We start from the raw sequence: 15167 nt of genomic DNA on the forward strand, positions 1-15167 counted from the left end.
GAACCATCCGGCCGGGGACGTCACGCAGCCCGCTCAGTTCTTGGCGGCCAGTGCCTTTGCCTCGCGGCGGCGGCGGTGCAGGATTGGCTCGGTGTAGCCGTTGGGCTGTTGGGTGCCTTCCAGGATGAGGTCCTTGGCGGCTTGGAAGGCTATGCTGCCGGCGAAATCCGGGGCCATGGGCTTGTAGTGGGGGTCGGCCGCGTTTTGGCGGTCGACCACGGGGGCCATGCGCTCCAGGCTTTCGATCACCTGGTCGGTGGTGATGATGTTGTGGCGCAGCCAGTTTGCCATCAGCTGGCTCGAAATGCGCAGGGTGGCGCGGTCTTCCATGAGGGCGACGTCGTTGATGTCGGGGACCTTGGAGCAGCCGACGCCGTGGTCGATCCAGCGGACGACGTAGCCGAGGATGGACTGGGAGTTGTTGTCCAGCTCGTTGCGGATTTCGTCCGCGGTCCAGGTGGTCGAGGGGGACAGCGGGATCTCGAGGAGCTGGTCGACGGTTGCGCGCGGGCCGCTCTCGGCGATCTCGGTCTGCCGCTGGAACACGTCCACCAGGTGGTAGTGGGTGGCGTGCAGGGTGGCGGCGGTGGGGGAGGGCACCCAGGCGGTGGTGGCGCCGGCGCGGGGGTGGCCGATCTTCTGCTCGAGCATGTCGTGCATCAGATCGGGCATGGCCCACATGCCCTTACCGATCTGCGCCTTGTGCGGGAGGCCGGTCTCCAGGCCCTTGTCGACGTTCCAGTCCTCATAGGCCAGGATCCACTGCTGCTTCTTCATCTCGGCCTTGCGCACCATGGCGCCGGCCTCCATGGAGGTGTGGATCTCGTCGCCGGTGCGGTCCAGGAAGCCGGTGTTGATGAACACCGCCCGGTCCTTCGCCGCCGCGATGCACGCCTTCAGATTGACGGTGGTGCGCCGCTCCTCGTCCATGATGCCGACCTTGAGGGTGTTGCGCGGCAGGCCGAGCACGTCCTCGATGCAGCCGAACAGCTCGCTGGCGAAGGCCACCTCGTCCGGGCCGTGCATCTTCGGCTTCACGATGTACACCGAACCCTTGCGCGAGTTGGTGACCCGCGCGTCGCCGCGCAGCGAGTGCACCGCGATGAGCGAGGTGATCAGGCCGTCGAGAATGCCCTCCGGCACCTCGTTGCCGTCGGAGTCGAGAATCGCGTCGGAGGTCATCAGGTGACCCACGTTGCGCACGAACAGCAGCGAACGGCCGTGCAGCACAAGGTCGGAACCGTCGAGCGCCTTGTACACCCGGTCGGGGTTCATGGTGCGGGTGAAGGTCTTACCGCCCTTGCTGACCTCCTCGGCCAGATCGCCCTTCATCAGGCCCAGCCAGTTGTGGTAGCAGAGCACCTTGTCCTCGGCGTCGACCGCGGCCACCGAATCCTCGAAGTCCATGATCGTGGTGACCGCCGACTCCAGCACGACGTCCTTGACGCCCGCGGTGTCGGTGGACCCGATCGGCGAGGCCGGATCGATCTGGATGTCGATGTGCAGGCCGTTGTGCCGCAGCAGGATCGAGGTCGGCGACTGCGGCTCACCCAGGTACCCGACCAGCGCGGAGGCGTCGGCCAGCCCGATGCCGGTGCCGTCCTCGAGGGTGACCTCCAGCTCGCCGTCGACGATCTTGTACGCCCGCGAGCCGATGTGCGAGCCGGTGATCAGCGGCACCGCGTCGTCGAGGAAGTTGCGCGCCCACTCGATGACCTTGTCGCCGCGCACCCGGTTGTAGCTCGAGCCCTTCTCCGCGCCACCGGTCTCGGGGATGGCGTCGGTGCCGTAGAGGGCGTCGTAGAGCGAGCCCCAGCGGGCGTTCGCGGCGTTGATCGCGAACCGGGCGTTCATCACCGGCACCACCAGCTGCGGGCCCGCGGTGGTGGCGATCTCGTCGTCGACGTTCTCGGTGCCGATCCGGAAATCCGCCGGCTCCGGGCGCAGGTAACCGATGTCGGTGAGGAACTTCTTGTACGCAGCCTTGTCGTAGCCGGTGCCGGGGTTCTCGGCGTGCCAGGCATCGAGCTTGCCCTGGATCTCGTCGCGTTCGGCCAGCAGGGCGCGGTTGCGCGGGGCGAGGTCGTTGATGACCGCCTCGGCACCGGACCAGAACGCGGCGGAATCTACGCCGGTACCGGGAAGCGCCTCATTCTCGACGAATGCGTGCAGAACGCTGGCAACCTGGAGCCCGCCGACCTGAATCCGCTCTGTCATCTACTGCCTCATTTCGAGAAGCCGGATGGAAAAAGTACGTCCGTCATGTTACTCGGCGGTAGAAAACGGTCTATGGGGGTGTGGTCCCCGTCGCTGTGCGGCCTTGATTGTATCGCTCGGTACATTTAATGTACTGAGTGGAACATTACGGTCGGGAGGTGCCGCCGATGCTGTCGGACAGGGTCGTCGTGGTCACCGGCGGCAGCCGGGGCCTGGGGCGCGAGATGGTGCTCGGGTTCGCGCGGGCCGGTGCCGACGTGGTGATCGCCAGCCGTCAATACGAGGCGTGCGCGGCGCTCGCCGACCGGGTGCGCGACACCTACGGCCGCCGGGCCCTGCCGGTGGCGTGCAATGTGAGCGACTGGACGCAGTGCGATGCGCTGGCCGATGCCTGCTACGCCGAGTTCGGCCGGGTCGACGTGCTGGTCAACAATGCGGGCCTGTCCCCGCTGTACCCGAGCCTGGACCAAGTGAGCGAGGCGCTGTTCGACAAGGTGATCGGCGTGAATCTCAAGGGGCCGTTCCGGCTTTCGGCGCTGATCGGGGCGCGCATGGCCGCGGCGGGCGGCGGGTCGATCATCAACGTGTCCTCGCTCGAGGCCGTGCGGCCGGAACCGTTCGCGGTGCCCTACGCCGCGGCCAAGGCCGGATTGAACGCGCTCACACTGGGATTGGCGCAGACCTACGGACCTTCGGTGCGGGTCAACACGATTCAGTGCGGGCCCTTCGCCACCGACATCTCCACCGCCTGGCCCGACGAACTGCGCACCCAGCTGAGCGCGCACACCGCCGCGGGCCGGGTCGGCGAACCGCACGAGATCGTCGGCGCGGCACTGTATTTCGCCGACCCGGCCGCCTCCGGCTACTGCTCGGGCGCGACGCTGGCGCTGGACGGGGGCTGGCGATGACCGCCGCCCCGGTGCGTCGCCGGGGCCGCCCGCCCGCCTCGACGGCCGGGGAGACCCGTGAGCGCATCGTGCGCGCCGCCGTGGAGCTGTTCGCGGAGAAGGGCTTCCACGCCACCGGCGTCGCCGAGATCGGTGACCGCGCCGACGTGCAGCGCGGGGCGCTGTACTACCACATAGGCTCCAAGGAGGAGCTGCTGTTCCAGATCCTGCGCGGCTACACCGAACTCATGTACGCCGAGGCCCGCGCGATCACCGACGGCCCCGACGACCCGATCACCCAGCTGCGCAAGCTGATCCACAGCCACCTGCGGCTGATCATCGAACACCGCCGTGAGGTCGCCATCCAGCTGCGCGACGTCGCCGCCCTCACCGGCGACCGCGCCGCCGACCTGCAACAGCTGCGCGACCGGGTGCAGCACCGCTGGCAGCGGGTGATCGACGCCGGGCACGCCGCCGGGCTGCTGCGCACCGCCGATCACGTCGTCACCAACAGCGTTCTCGCCATGCTGAATTCGGTCACCCTCTGGTACCGCCCGCACGGCGGGCGCAGCCCGGACGAGATCGCCGACATCCTCGCCGCCACCGTTCTCGACGGCATCACCGCACCCACCCATCACACGAAAGGCTGACCATGGCTTGGGATTTCGAGACCGACCCGGACTATCAGAGGAAACTGGACTGGGTGGCCGAGTTCGTCCGCACCGAGGTGGAGCCGCTCGACCTGACCGACCTCAACCCGTACAACCGCACCGACCCGCAGGTGCGGGCGCTGCTGCGACCGTTGCAGGCGCAGGTCAGGGAGCAGGGCCTGTGGGCGTGCCACCTGGCCCCGGAGCTCGGCGGCCCCGGCTACGGGCAGCTGAAGCTGGCGCTGCTCAACGAGGTGCTGGGTACCTCGATGTTCGCGCCGATGGTGTTCGGTTGCCAGGCGCCGGATTCCGGCAACGCCGAGATCCTCGCCCACTACGGCACCCCGGAGCAGAAGGCGACATACCTGCAACCGCTGCTGGACGGCGAGATCGGCTCCTGTTACGTCATGACCGAGCCGACCGGCGGCTCCGACCCGACCAGCTTCCGCACCCGCGCGGTGCGCGACGGCGACTCCTGGATCATCAACGGCGAGAAGTGGTTCAATACCGCCGCCCAGTACGCCGCCTTCCACATCGTGATGGCGGTGACCGACCCCGAGGCCGCGCCGCACCAGCGGCTGTCGATGTTCGTCGTGCCCGCCGACGCCCCCGGCCTGGAGATCGTCAAGAACTTCCACGTGCACGGCTTCAGCGAACACGAGGCGCACCTGCGCTTCACCGATGTGCGCGTCCCCGCCGACCACCTGCTGGGGGCCGAGGGCCTGGGCTTCATCGTGGCGCAGACCCGGCTCGGCGGCGGCCGGGTGCATCACGCCATGCGCACGGTCGCCATGGTGCGCAAGGCATTCGACATGATGTGCGAGCGCGCGGTGTCGCGGCCGATGGGCAGCGGCGTCCTCGGCGGCAAGCAGATGACGCAGGAACGCATCGCCGACAGCTGGATCGAGATGGAACAGTTCCGGCTGCTGGTGCTGCGCACCGCCTGGCGCATCGACAAGGAGCAGGATTACCTGAAGGTGCGCAAGGACATTGCCGCCATCAAGGTCGCCATGCCCAGGGTCATGCACGATGTCGCCCGCCGCGCGCTGCACCTGCACGGCGCCCTCGGCGTCAGCGAGGATCTGCCGTTCGTCGACATGATGAACTACGCCGAGGTGATGGCGATCGCCGATGGACCCACCGAGGTGCACAAGATCACCCTCGCCAAGGAGGTACTGAAGCAGTACACGCCCGCGGATCCGGTGTACCCCAGCGGATATCGCCCCGCGCTGCGGGAGCAGGCGCGAGAGCTGGTGGCGCGCAGGCTGGAACACGCGGTCGGCAATCTGTGAGCCGGGCCGCTGCGCTCCCCCTACGAGCGCAGCGGCGCGCGGCCCTGCCCGGACCCCTCGATGATTTCATCCGAAACGGTCCACCGCGCGGGTTTCGGCGGCGAAGCGCCGCGGCGGGGCTCGCGGCGGTCCGGGTACCGTCGGTCGGCATGGCAGCGATTACCGGCACGGCCGTACCGACGGGACAGCAGCGGGTCTGGGGGTTACCGATCTTCGTGCTCGGCGGGCTGCAATTGCTGGTGGTGCTGGACGGGACCGTCGTCGCGCTCGCGCTGCCGCGGATCCGGGCGGCGCTGGATCTGTCCACCGCCGCGGGGAACTGGATCATCTCCGCGTATGTGCTCGCGTTCGGCGGGCTCATGCTGCTGGGCGGGCGGCTCGGCGACGCGTTCGGGCGCCGACGGGTGTTCGCGGGCGGGGTGGCGGCGTTCACGCTGACCTCGCTGCTGTGCGGGCTGGCGTGGAACGAGGCGAGCCTGATCGCGGGCCGGGCGCTACAGGGCATGTCGGCGGCGGTCGCGGCGCCCACGGCCATGGCCCTGATCGCCACCACCTATGCGCCGGGCCGGGCGCGCAGCCGGGCGTTCGCGGTGTACGCGGCGCTCACCGGGGTCGGGTCGGTGGTCGGACTGATCGCGGGCGGGGTGCTCACCGAGGTGTCGTGGCGGCTGGTGTTCCTGATCAATGTGCCGATCGGGGCGCTGGTCGCGGTCGGTGCCGTGGTGTGCCTGCGGGAATCGCAAGGGGAGCGGCTGCCGTTGGATGTGGCCGGTGCCATCTCGGCGACGGCGGGGATCACGCTGCTGGTCTTCGCGGTGAACGAAGGCCCGGGCGGCTGGGGACGGCCCGTGGTCGTCTTCCCGGCACTGGTCGCGGCGGTGCTGCTGGCGGTGTTCCTGACCGTCGAGCGGCGGGCGGCCAATCCGATCCTGCCGTTCGCCCTGTTCCGCAACCGAAGCCGGGTCGCCGCGCTGGTGTCGATCGTCCTCGCCGGAGCGATGATCATGTGCCTGGCCGTGTACGTGTCCCGGTATCTGCAAGAGGCGCTGCGGTATTCGCCGCTGCGCAGCGGACTGGCCGTGGTGCCCTTCGCCTTCGGGCTGGCCGCCGCCGCGGCGATCGCCTCGCGGCTGGCGCTGCGGTTCCAGCCGCGCTGGCTGGTATTGCTCGGCGGCGCAATCGTTCTCGTCGGCTGCGTGTACGCGGCCGTGCTCGCCCCGCACCGGCCCGCGTATCTGCCGTGGTTCCTGGTTCCGGTGCTGACCATCGGATTCGGCCTGGGGCTGGCGGTGATTCCGCTGACGCTCTCGGTGGTGGCCGGTGTCCGGGCCACCGAGATCGGGCCGATCACGGCGCTCGCGAATGTGGCCCAGGACCTCGGCGGCGCGGTCGGACTCGTGATCGTCGGGGCGATCGTCGGCACGGGGACGGCGTCGCCCGGTGCGCTCGAACACAATCCGTCGGCACGGCAGTTGCGGACCGTCGCCGAAACGTGCGGGCTGGCCTTCGCGTGCTGCGCCGCCCTCGCCGTGGCCGCCGGAATCGTGGTGCTGGCCATGCGATTCACGCCGGAGGACGTCGCCGAGGGGCAGGCCGCCCAGCAGGTCGCGCACTCCTGAGCCGCGCTACCCCACCGGGACGGGCACGGGCACGGCCGTGCCGCAGGACGGGCACGCGACGCTGCCGGACGGCGTGTGCTCCGGAATCAGCTTGTCGGGCCGGAACTGCGCCGGCGGATGCGGGAAGGCCGCGAGCATTTCGGCGCCGAGCGTCTCGATGCGCAGCACCGTCTCGAAACACCACGCCATATCGGCCAGCCGGGACCCGGCCGGGGTGTCGGCGCCGAGGACAGCGGCCGCGCGCCACGCCAGATCGGCTGCCGCCCGGTCCTTTTGGGCGCTGATCATGGAGACGCGGGACCAGATATCGGGGCCGATGCGGTAGCGCTCGCGCCGGCCGTCGCGCTCGCGGCGGACCATGCCGTTCTCCTCGAGGAAGCGAATGGCCTTGGAGACCGAGGCCGGGCTGACCCGCAGGCTCTGCACCAGTTGCGCCGCGGTGCGGCTGTCGTCGTCGGACAGACACAGGTGGACGAACACCCGCGCCGCCGTCCGGGACAGGCCCACGGCGACGATCATGTCGATGAGCTGTTCGCCCACCTCGCGGACCACGTCCGGGTCCGAGGGTGTCGGCCCGTCGGCGCGGGGCGGCAGGGGGCGGCGGCGGGCGCGCTCGTCGGTGGAGCGCTGCGCCGGTTCGGCCCGATAACCGGCGGGGCCGCCGTTGCGGTTGACCTCCCGGGTCACGGTGGAGGTCGGGCGGTCCAGCTGCCGGGCGATCTCGGCGTAGGTCAGTCCGGCGGACAGCCCCGCGGTGATGGCGCGGCGGTCGCGGTAGGTGAGTCGATGTCCCGGCATGTGCTCCAGAGTGGCATTCATGAACAGGCTGTTGCAACAGGAAGCGGCGTAAATTGCGTTCGCGCTCACTGTCATTGCACCGATATTTTCGAAGAACTCGGTTTTTCCAGGTACTTTCCCGGAATGTTCGTTGCCGCTGGAGTGAACGGTTCCTAGCGTGGTGCTCGACACGAAAAGGAGACCGTGATGACCGAATCATCCACCGGCGCAGTGACATTGCCCCTCGTCCGCGATCCGGACCGACCGTTCGATCCCCCCGCGGAGCTGGCGGAGTTGTGCCGGACGCGCCCGTTGACGCGGATGACGTTCCCGGACGGGCACCTCGGCTGGCTGGTGACCGGGCACGAGGTGGCGCGGGCGATGGTCGCCGACCCCCGGTTCAGCGTGCGCTACGAGCTGATGCACAACCCGCTGAACGACGTCGACATGATCGGGATCCCCGCGGCCCCCGGCGATCTCAGCGGGGTCGATGCCCCGCAGCACACCCGGCTGCGCCGAGCGCTGACGGCCCAGTTCACCGTGCGCCGGATGAACCTGCTGACCGAGCGCATCCGGCAGATCACCGACGAGCACCTCGACGCCATGGCGCGGCACGGGGGGCCGATCGATCTGGTCGAGTACTACGCGGCTCCGATTCCCGCCCTGATGATCTGCGAACTGCTCGGCGTGCCCTACGGCGACCACGACTTCTTCCGCGAGCAGATCTCGGCGGTCACGGCGCCCGAGTCGATCGAGGCGATGGGCGAGGCGTGGACGCGATTGGCGGAGTACATCAAGGAATTGGCCGTGGCCAAGCGCGCCGCGCCCACCGACGATGTGCTCAGCACGCTGACCACCACCGATCTCACCGACGAGGAACTGGCCGGGATGGGTACGTTCCTGCTGGGGGCGGGGATGGAGACCACCCGCAGCATGATCGCGCTGGGCACGTTCGCGCTGCTGGAACACCGGGAGCAGTTCGACGCGCTGCGCGGCGATCCCGATCTGGCCGAGGGCGCGGTCGAGGAACTGCTGCGCTATCTGAGCATCGCGCACACCGGTGGCCGGACCGCGCTCGAGGATCTCGAACTGGCCGGTGAGACGATCCGGGAGGGGGAGACGGTGGCCATCGCCGTCAACGCCATCAATCGCGATCCGCGGCGCTTCGACGACCCGGACACCCTCGACATCCGGCGGCGCGCGGTCGGGCACCTGGCGTTCGGGCACGGCGTGCACCAGTGCCTGGGCCAGCAGCTGGCGCGCGTGGAACTGCGGGTCGCCCTGCCCGCGTTGGCGATCCGGTTCCCGACGCTGCGGCTGGCGGTGCCGCGCACGGAGGTGTCGCTGCGGATCGGGAACATCCTCGGCGTGGACCGGCTCCCGGTCACCTGGGAGTCGTGATGCGGCTCGCGGTGGACCGGGACCGCTGCTGCGGTTCGGGAATGTGCTCGCTGCTCGCCGCGAGCGTCTTCGACCAGAGCGCCGACGACGGCCGCGTGCTGCTGCTGACGCCGGTGCCGCCGCCGGACCAGCAGGGCGCGGCCCGCCGGGCGGTGGACACCTGCCCGGTCGGCGCGATCCGCGAGGTGGTCGAGTAGCGGGTACATACGCCCGCTCTCGTCATTCCGGCATGCTCGCTCGTCATTCCGGCGTGCTTTTGGCCGGAATCTACGGAAGTGGTTGTGCCCCACGCTGACTCAGCATGAGGGCCATCAGCCCGCACTCCTGGCTCTGGGAGACGATCATGCTGCGGGCGGTCTCCTTCACGGGGCCGGAGGCGATCTCGTGGTCGGCGGCTCGGGCCATGGTGATGCCGCCCTGGTGGTGGCGGTACATCAGTTGCAGGAACAGGACTTCCGCGTCCCGGCCGCGGGCGGCGGAGAGTCGGTCGAGCTCGGCCATGGTGGCCAGGCCGGGCATCGCGTCGGGGGCCGGGGCGGGGGTGGCGGCCGAATGATGGTGGGCGGCAAGGGTATCCTCGTGCATCCAGGCCATCGGATGGGCGGCGGTCGGTGCGGCATTGGCCAACCGGAGCCAGCCGAGCATGGTGCCGATCTCCACCCGCTGGGTCTGATCGATCTGGCGCGCCAGCTGTAACACACCCGGGTCGGCGTGCGGATCGAGCCGAGCCACCATCAGGATCGCCTGCTGGTGATGCGCGGTCATGTCCTGGGCGAAACCGATCTCGGTATCGTCGAGCACGCGGGACGGGGCGACGTGCTCGGGCAGCACCAGGGGGCGCAGCGCGGCGCCCATCACCAGCAGAATCAGCGCGGCGGCGGCATAGGCGCCGCCGCGCACCCACCCCCGCACTACGAGCCCACGATCGAATGCTGGTCCGCCGGTGGCGAATACACGTCGTTGCCGAGCTGTAGCACCATGAAACCGTTGTCGTTACAGGTGGTCCACAGCTGGCTGCCGTGCCACTCCGGCGGCGCGAAACACCAGTCGGTCGAGACGTCGCCGAGCGCGAGCATGCCGCTGCGCGGCGACAGTGCCCGGGCCGGATCGAATTTCCCGTCCAGGATGGCGCGGGCGATCGAGAAGCCCTCCATCGCAGGGGGTCCGATCAGCGAGCCGAGCGCGTGCGGCGAATTCCACAGCTGCAGATTCTGTCCCGTGCGGGCGGGCGGGTTGTAGTAGGCGATCTCGCGCACGTGGAACGGGTCGCGCACATCGAACACCCGGATGCCCGAGGACTCCCACCCGCACGCCAGCGCGGTGGGATCGGCGGGCCGGTCGGCCGCGCAGTAGTGCGAATCGTAGGCGAACACCGACCCGCCCATGGCCGAGGCCAGCATGCTGTCCTGATGCTCGGGCAGGTTGATCTCCAGCTTGATCTTGTCGACCACCTTCGGGTTGTTCTCGTCGGAGATGTCGACGAGTTTCACTCCGCCCGAACCACCCTCGTCCGCGGTGAACAGATACGGCTTGCCGCCGTAGGTGACCGGAATGCTGTGCTGGGTCGCCCAGCCGTCGGTCCAGAACACTCGCCCGATGTGGTTGACCTGCGGGTTCGGGTCGCGGCGCTGCACGGCGCTGATATCGAGCACCGTGAAACCGCCCAGCGCCGACAGATACATGCGATTGCCGTCGGGGCTGATCCCGAAGCCGTGCGCCTCGATTCCGGTCAGTCCCTGCCAGATCACGTGCGGGTTGGCCGGATCGGTCAGATCCACCGCGGAGACGAAACCGGGTGCGATGCCCGAGGCCCAGTAGGTCCGGCCGTCCGGCGAGAATCCGCCCTCGTGCGTCGTGATCGGCAGCGGCATGGCCAGATTCGAGCCCGGACCCGGATTCAGCAGCCGCGGATGGGCGCAGTCGGAGATGTCGTACACCGACAGGTAGCCCGCGCCCTCGACGAGCGGAACCCCGGTGCCCACCAACAGCTTTCGCGCCTCGTTCACCTTCAGGCTCTCCCAGGTCCCGGCCAGCATGGCCGGTTCGGTGAGCGTCGCGGTCAGCACCGGATGCGCGGGATCGGCGGCATCGATGACCTGCACGCCCTGCGCCGGGCCGAGCAGATTGCCCGGGAAGAACGAGCCGGTGTAGGAGCAGTGGTCGTAGGTGGTGGAGGTGATGCCGCCGCCGCGCCCGGCATAGCCGCCGACGAACGACATATTGCAGCTGTATCCCCGCATGCTGCGGCGACTGTCGCGATCGGCGGCCGGAACATCGCCCTGCAGGCCGGTTTCCGGCATCGACCCCGGACCGCAGTCCGCACGCGGCACCGATGTCCGCCCGATGTCGAGGAACTGCTGCACCTGCGTGGCGATATCGGACTGCAGATCCGCCGACGCGCCGCCGACCGGCAGCACCGCCGCCGCCAGCAGCGCGGCCGCCACCGCCACCATCGGCCTGGACCGCCGAATCCCTGACCACCGCACCATCGCGGTCACCCCATCCACCTGCGCCGTATCGGTAGCTAGTACCGCTGGTTACGCCAACATGTGCAACGGTAAACGCCCCGGTCCTGCCGCACGGGCATTTTGAAAAAAGAACTAGTTTCTAATATCCCAAGCGGTCGCTTTGCGTGATTTCGCCGGATCGCCGCGAGAACTTCCGGCCGCGGCCGGTCACTCCGCGAGATCGACGGCGAGCAGCGCCTCGGCCGCGCCGAGCAACCGTGCCCGCAGCGGTTCGGCCCGCTCGGCCAGCTGCGCCTGCGCCCGCACGTATTCGGCTCGCCCGGCCGGGGTTTCGATCGGCACCGGGGAATAGCCGAATTCGGACAGGTCGTACGGGCTGGCCCGCATGTCGAGTTCGCGTGCGGCGCAGGCCAGGGCGAAGCAGTCCAGCAGCAGTTCGGCATCGATCAGCGGGATCAGCTTGAAACCCCACTTGTAGAGGTCCATGTTCGCGTGCAGGCAGCCGGGCTGCTCGCGGCGCACCTGATCGTCGCGGGTGAGCGGTTCCGCATTGCGCGGCGCCGCCTCCGGGGTGAAGAAGCGGAACGCGTCGAAATGCGTGCAGCGCAACGACATCGACTCCACCACCGCATCGGTGGCGGCGGGCGTCAGGCGCAGCGGCACCTGCTCGTGGCGCACCGCGTCGGTCCGGTACACCATCGCCCACTCGTGCAATCCGAAGCAGGACAGCTGCGGCGGCCGGGATGCGGTGGCGCGCAGAAGATTCGCCACGAAGCGGATGGTGTCGCGGCGGCGGGAGAGGAAGTCGGGGGAGGCGGTCCAGGCGGGTCCCGAAACCTGGTGGTAGCCGCGCGATCCGGCGTACTCCGTCGCATTCGCCAGGGCCACGCCGTAACCCGGATGCCAGCGCCGCAGCTGGGCCGGTTTGTGGCCGTAGTAGGTGAACAGGAAGTCGATGACGGGGTGTTTCATCCCGGCGGCGCGGTGCTCCAGATACGGGCGGACCAGCTCGTCGGCCCGGTCCCGATGCGCGGCCGCCCGAGCCCGCCATGCGGACTCGGGTAGCACGCGAATTCCCGTGGCCGTCCTGCTCATTCCGCGATCCGGTGGGTGGCGTCGCGCACCGTGCCCACGAACTCCTCCACCAGATCCTCGAGCGCCACGATGCCGACGGTATTGCCGCGGCTGTCGATCACCCGGCCGAGATGGCTGTTGGTGCGCCGCTGCCGGGCCAGCGCCTCGTACAGCGTGGTGCCCATGCTGACCGTCGGCAGCGGGCGGATATCGGTGCGGGGGATGGGCGTCGACGGTCCGGCCGCGTCGTCGGCGACCTTGTCCAGCACGTCCTTCACGTGCAGGTAGCCGACCAGCGAGCCGTCGTGGGCGCGCACGGGATAGCGGGAGAACCCGGTCTCGGCGACCGCGTTCTCGATATCGCCGAGCGTGGTGCCGTCGCCGCGCAGCGGCACCGACCGCGTCTTCGCCAGCGGCACCATCACATCCGCGACGATGCGGTCGGTGGTGCCCAGCGCCTGGGTGAGGCGGCGGTGCTCCTCCTCGTCGAGCAGGCCCTGCGAGCGTGACTCGCCGATCATCTCCGCCAGCTCCACCGACGACACCGTCGCGTCGAGCTCGTCCTTGGGCTCGATGCGCAGCGCGCGCAGGCTCAGGTTGGCGGCCTTGTTGTAGAACACGATGAGCGGGCGGGCCAGCCGCAGCCACGCCAGCATGATCGGAACCAGCAGCAGCGCAACGCGTTCCGGACCGGCCAGGGCGATGTTCTTCGGGATCATCTCGCCCAGCAGCATGTGCAGCATGACCACGATCGCCAGCGACAGCGCGAACGAGACCGGATGCAGCAGCTGATCCGGCAGCCCGGCCAGATCGAACGGCCGCTGCAGCAGGTGCGCCGCCGCCGGTTCGCCGATGCGGCCCAGCAGCAGCGAGCAGATGGTGACGCCCAGCTGCGCGGCGGCCAGCATCATGGACAGGTGCTCGCCCGCGCGGATGACCGTGTGCGCGCCCCGCTTACCTTGGGCGGCAAGGATTTCCAGCCGATCGCGGCGGGCGGAGATGAGCGCGAACTCGGCGGCGACGTAGAAGGCGTTGCCCGCCAGCAGGATCAGCGTCAGCAGCACGCCGAACAGGTCACCCATGGCTCAGCTCCCAGGTCGACTTGGCGTCGGCGTCCACCGGGCGCAGCAGCACCCGGTCGATGCGGCGGCCGTCCATCCGCTCCACCCGGGCCAGCCAGCCGCCGCGCACGTGCGGATCCAGCGAATGCTGGTGTGCGGCACCGGGTTCCGGGAGCAGGATCTCGTCGCCGACGTCCGGGATGCGGCCCAGTTCGGTGAGGACCAGCCCGCCCAGGGTCTCGTACTCGCCCTCGGGGGCGTCGTAACCGGTGGCGCGGGAGATCTCGTCGATGCGGAGCAGACCCGAGCAGTTCCAGCCCGCGGCCGTGCGGCGCACGACCAGTTCCTCCTCGTCGTGCTCGTCGCGCACGTCGCCGAGGATCTCCTCGATGATGTCCTCCATCGTGACCATGCCCGCGGTGCCGCCGTACTCGTCGACGACGAGCGCCACCTGCATGCCGTCGGCGCGCACCCGCTCCAGCACCTCGTCGCCGTCCAGGCTGGCCGGGACGATCGGCACGGCGTGTGCGAGGTCGCGCAGCCTGATGGTGCGCCGCTGCCCGGCCGGGAACAGGAACGTCTGCTTGACGTGCACGACGCCGAGGGTGTCGTCGAGATCGCCGTCGATGACCGGGAACCGGGAGAAGCCGGTGCGGCCCGCGGCGGCGATGAGGTCGGCGATGGTGTCGTCCTGGTCGAGGGTTTCGATCTTCACGCGCGGGGTCATCAATTCCTCGGCGCTGCGCTCACCGAACTGCAGCGAGCGGTCGACCACCTGCGCGGTGCGCTGATCCAGCGACCCGCGCAGGGCGGAGGTGCGCACCAGCGAGCCGAGTTCCTGCGGGGAGCGCGCCGAGCGCAGTTCCTCGGCGGGTTCGATGCCCATGTGGCGCACCGCCCAGTTCGCGACGCCGTTGAGGAAATTGATCAGCCAGCCGAACACCGAGGAGAACGCGATCATCGGCACGGCGGCCACGCGTGCGGTGCCCAGCGGCGCGGTGATCGCGATGTTCTTGGGGACCAGCTCGCCGTAGATCATCGACAGCGAGGTGGCCAGCACCAGCGACGCCACCAGCGAGACGCCTTGTGCGGCACCGGGACTCAATCCGATCGCGGTGCAGATCGGCTCGAACAGCCGGGCCAGCACCGGCTCGGCGATGAAACCGGTGACCAGGGTGGTGATGGTGATGCCCAGCTGTGCGCCGGACAGCTGGAACGAGAGGGTGCGGTGGGCGCGGCGGACCTGCCGGGCGCGCCGGTCACCGTCGCGCGCATGCGCCTCGACGGTGCTGCGCTCGAGCGCGGTGAGCGAGAATTCGGCGGCGACGAACAGTGCGGTGCCCGCGGTGAGGGCGACGAACCCCACCAGGCTGAGCAGCGTGAGAACGACCGACACCGTCAGCACCGTCCCGGTTGGAGGGGGTCTGCGAGGTCGGAGGCGCCGGGTTGGTCACCCGGCTCGGTAGAGGAGCCCTCCTGTGTGGCGCCCTCGGACGCGGGTGACAACTGGTTCCTTTCGCAGTGCGTACGGATTCGTATGAGTGCCCACCCCGGAAGCCGAGCTCCCGAACAAGGCAATTCTCATGCTACCGGCTCCACGCCGCCCCGCCCCGGTTGCCCCGACCACAGTACGGTCGCCGCGCCGGTCTCGTCCCGGTCGGTCGTCGTGTCCTTCCGGGTGCACCTTGTGATTCCGGCGTGCTTTTGGCCGGAATCTCACC

Annotated in this window: 13 protein-coding genes; 6 read left to right on the forward strand and 7 right to left on the reverse strand. The window is 69.4% G+C overall.

Going from position 1 to position 15167, the window contains the following annotated elements; genetic code table 11:
* Nucleotides 1-33: 33 nt before the first annotated feature.
* Nucleotides 34-2217 (reverse strand): malate synthase G, encoded by a 2184-nt coding sequence (locus HPY32_RS33730; RefSeq protein ID WP_067589857.1) that lies wholly within the window; start codon nt 2215-2217, stop codon nt 34-36.
* Nucleotides 2218-2384: 167 nt separating this feature from the next.
* Between HPY32_RS33730 and HPY32_RS33735 the strand changes: the two genes are divergently transcribed.
* From HPY32_RS33735 to HPY32_RS33750, 4 genes are all read left to right on the forward strand, one after another.
* Nucleotides 2385-3125: an SDR family NAD(P)-dependent oxidoreductase gene (locus tag HPY32_RS33735; RefSeq protein ID WP_067595962.1), complete on the forward strand. Its 741-nt coding sequence runs from the start codon at nt 2385-2387 to the stop codon at nt 3123-3125.
* Nucleotides 3122-3754 (forward strand): TetR/AcrR family transcriptional regulator, encoded by a 633-nt coding sequence (locus HPY32_RS33740; RefSeq protein WP_067589854.1) that lies wholly within the window; start codon nt 3122-3124, stop codon nt 3752-3754. Before HPY32_RS33735 ends, HPY32_RS33740 begins: the two co-directional genes overlap by 4 nt.
* A gap of 2 nt (nt 3755-3756) precedes the next feature.
* The gene (locus HPY32_RS33745; RefSeq protein ID WP_067589851.1) at nt 3757-5046 is read left to right on the forward strand and encodes an acyl-CoA dehydrogenase family protein; all 1290 of its coding nucleotides are present in this window, start codon (nt 3757-3759) and stop codon (nt 5044-5046) included.
* 149 nt (nt 5047-5195) lie between these two features.
* Nucleotides 5196-6665 carry an MFS transporter gene (locus tag HPY32_RS33750; RefSeq protein ID WP_067589848.1) on the forward strand — a complete coding sequence of 490 codons (1470 nt, stop codon included), beginning with the start codon at nt 5196-5198 and terminating at the stop codon, nt 6663-6665.
* Between the two features lie 6 nt (nt 6666-6671).
* On the opposite strand, the gene HPY32_RS33755 is transcribed toward HPY32_RS33750, so the two are convergent.
* Entirely contained in the window at nt 6672-7484 is an 813-nt protein-coding gene (locus HPY32_RS33755) for a helix-turn-helix domain-containing protein (RefSeq protein WP_216676630.1), read from the reverse strand.
* Nucleotides 7485-7649: 165 nt separating this feature from the next.
* Between HPY32_RS33755 and HPY32_RS33760 the strand changes: the two genes are divergently transcribed.
* On the forward strand, nt 7650-8843 hold the full coding sequence (locus HPY32_RS33760; RefSeq protein ID WP_067589843.1) for a cytochrome P450: 1194 nt from the start codon (nt 7650-7652) through the stop codon (nt 8841-8843).
* Nucleotides 8843-9040, forward strand: a complete 198-nt coding sequence (locus HPY32_RS33765) for a ferredoxin (protein ID WP_067589841.1) — start codon at nt 8843-8845, stop codon at nt 9038-9040. The genes HPY32_RS33760 and HPY32_RS33765 overlap by 1 nt, the downstream gene beginning before the upstream one ends.
* A 70-nt stretch (nt 9041-9110) precedes the next feature.
* Here the strand turns inward: HPY32_RS33765 and HPY32_RS33770 are convergent, their stop codons facing one another.
* From HPY32_RS33770 to HPY32_RS33790, 5 genes are all read right to left on the reverse strand, one after another.
* Nucleotides 9111-9698: a DUF305 domain-containing protein gene (locus HPY32_RS33770; RefSeq protein WP_082871874.1), complete on the reverse strand. Its 588-nt coding sequence runs from the start codon at nt 9696-9698 to the stop codon at nt 9111-9113.
* 56 nt (nt 9699-9754) lie between these two features.
* Nucleotides 9755-11332 (reverse strand): LVIVD repeat-containing protein, encoded by a 1578-nt coding sequence (locus HPY32_RS33775; protein ID WP_067595961.1) that lies wholly within the window; start codon nt 11330-11332, stop codon nt 9755-9757.
* A 186-nt stretch (nt 11333-11518) separates the two neighbouring features.
* The gene (locus HPY32_RS33780; protein WP_156674531.1) at nt 11519-12406 is read right to left on the reverse strand and encodes a 3-methyladenine DNA glycosylase; all 888 of its coding nucleotides are present in this window, start codon (nt 12404-12406) and stop codon (nt 11519-11521) included.
* Entirely contained in the window at nt 12403-13467 is a 1065-nt protein-coding gene (locus tag HPY32_RS33785; RefSeq protein WP_067589838.1) for a hemolysin family protein, read from the reverse strand. The genes HPY32_RS33780 and HPY32_RS33785 overlap by 4 nt, the downstream gene beginning before the upstream one ends.
* Nucleotides 13460-14842, reverse strand: a complete 1383-nt coding sequence (locus HPY32_RS33790; protein WP_067595960.1) for a hemolysin family protein — start codon at nt 14840-14842, stop codon at nt 13460-13462. The genes HPY32_RS33785 and HPY32_RS33790 overlap by 8 nt, the downstream gene beginning before the upstream one ends.
* Between the last annotated feature and the right edge of the window lie 325 nt (nt 14843-15167).

The sequence above is a fragment of the Nocardia terpenica genome (genome assembly GCF_013186535.1).
In the GTDB taxonomy this organism is placed as follows: Bacteria; Actinomycetota; Actinomycetes; order Mycobacteriales; family Mycobacteriaceae; genus Nocardia; species Nocardia terpenica.

Coding starts and splice junctions, on each gene's coding strand:
- HPY32_RS33755 (WP_216676630.1), bottom strand. CDS start 7,484: ATGAATGCCACTCTGGAGCACATGCCGGGACATCGACTCACCTACCGC.
- HPY32_RS33745 (WP_067589851.1), top strand. CDS start 3,757: ATGGCTTGGGATTTCGAGACCGACCCGGACTATCAGAGGAAACTGGAC.
- HPY32_RS33750 (WP_067589848.1), top strand. CDS start 5,196: ATGGCAGCGATTACCGGCACGGCCGTACCGACGGGACAGCAGCGGGTC.
- HPY32_RS33780 (WP_156674531.1), bottom strand. CDS start 12,406: ATGAGCAGGACGGCCACGGGAATTCGCGTGCTACCCGAGTCCGCATGG.
- HPY32_RS33760 (WP_067589843.1), top strand. CDS start 7,650: ATGACCGAATCATCCACCGGCGCAGTGACATTGCCCCTCGTCCGCGAT.
- HPY32_RS33740 (WP_067589854.1), top strand. CDS start 3,122: ATGACCGCCGCCCCGGTGCGTCGCCGGGGCCGCCCGCCCGCCTCGACG.
- HPY32_RS33770 (WP_082871874.1), bottom strand. CDS start 9,698: ATGGGCGCCGCGCTGCGCCCCCTGGTGCTGCCCGAGCACGTCGCCCCG.
- HPY32_RS33735 (WP_067595962.1), top strand. CDS start 2,385: ATGCTGTCGGACAGGGTCGTCGTGGTCACCGGCGGCAGCCGGGGCCTG.
- HPY32_RS33730 (WP_067589857.1), bottom strand. CDS start 2,217: ATGACAGAGCGGATTCAGGTCGGCGGGCTCCAGGTTGCCAGCGTTCTG.
- HPY32_RS33775 (WP_067595961.1), bottom strand. CDS start 11,332: ATGGTGCGGTGGTCAGGGATTCGGCGGTCCAGGCCGATGGTGGCGGTG.
- HPY32_RS33785 (WP_067589838.1), bottom strand. CDS start 13,467: ATGGGTGACCTGTTCGGCGTGCTGCTGACGCTGATCCTGCTGGCGGGC.
- HPY32_RS33765 (WP_067589841.1), top strand. CDS start 8,843: ATGCGGCTCGCGGTGGACCGGGACCGCTGCTGCGGTTCGGGAATGTGC.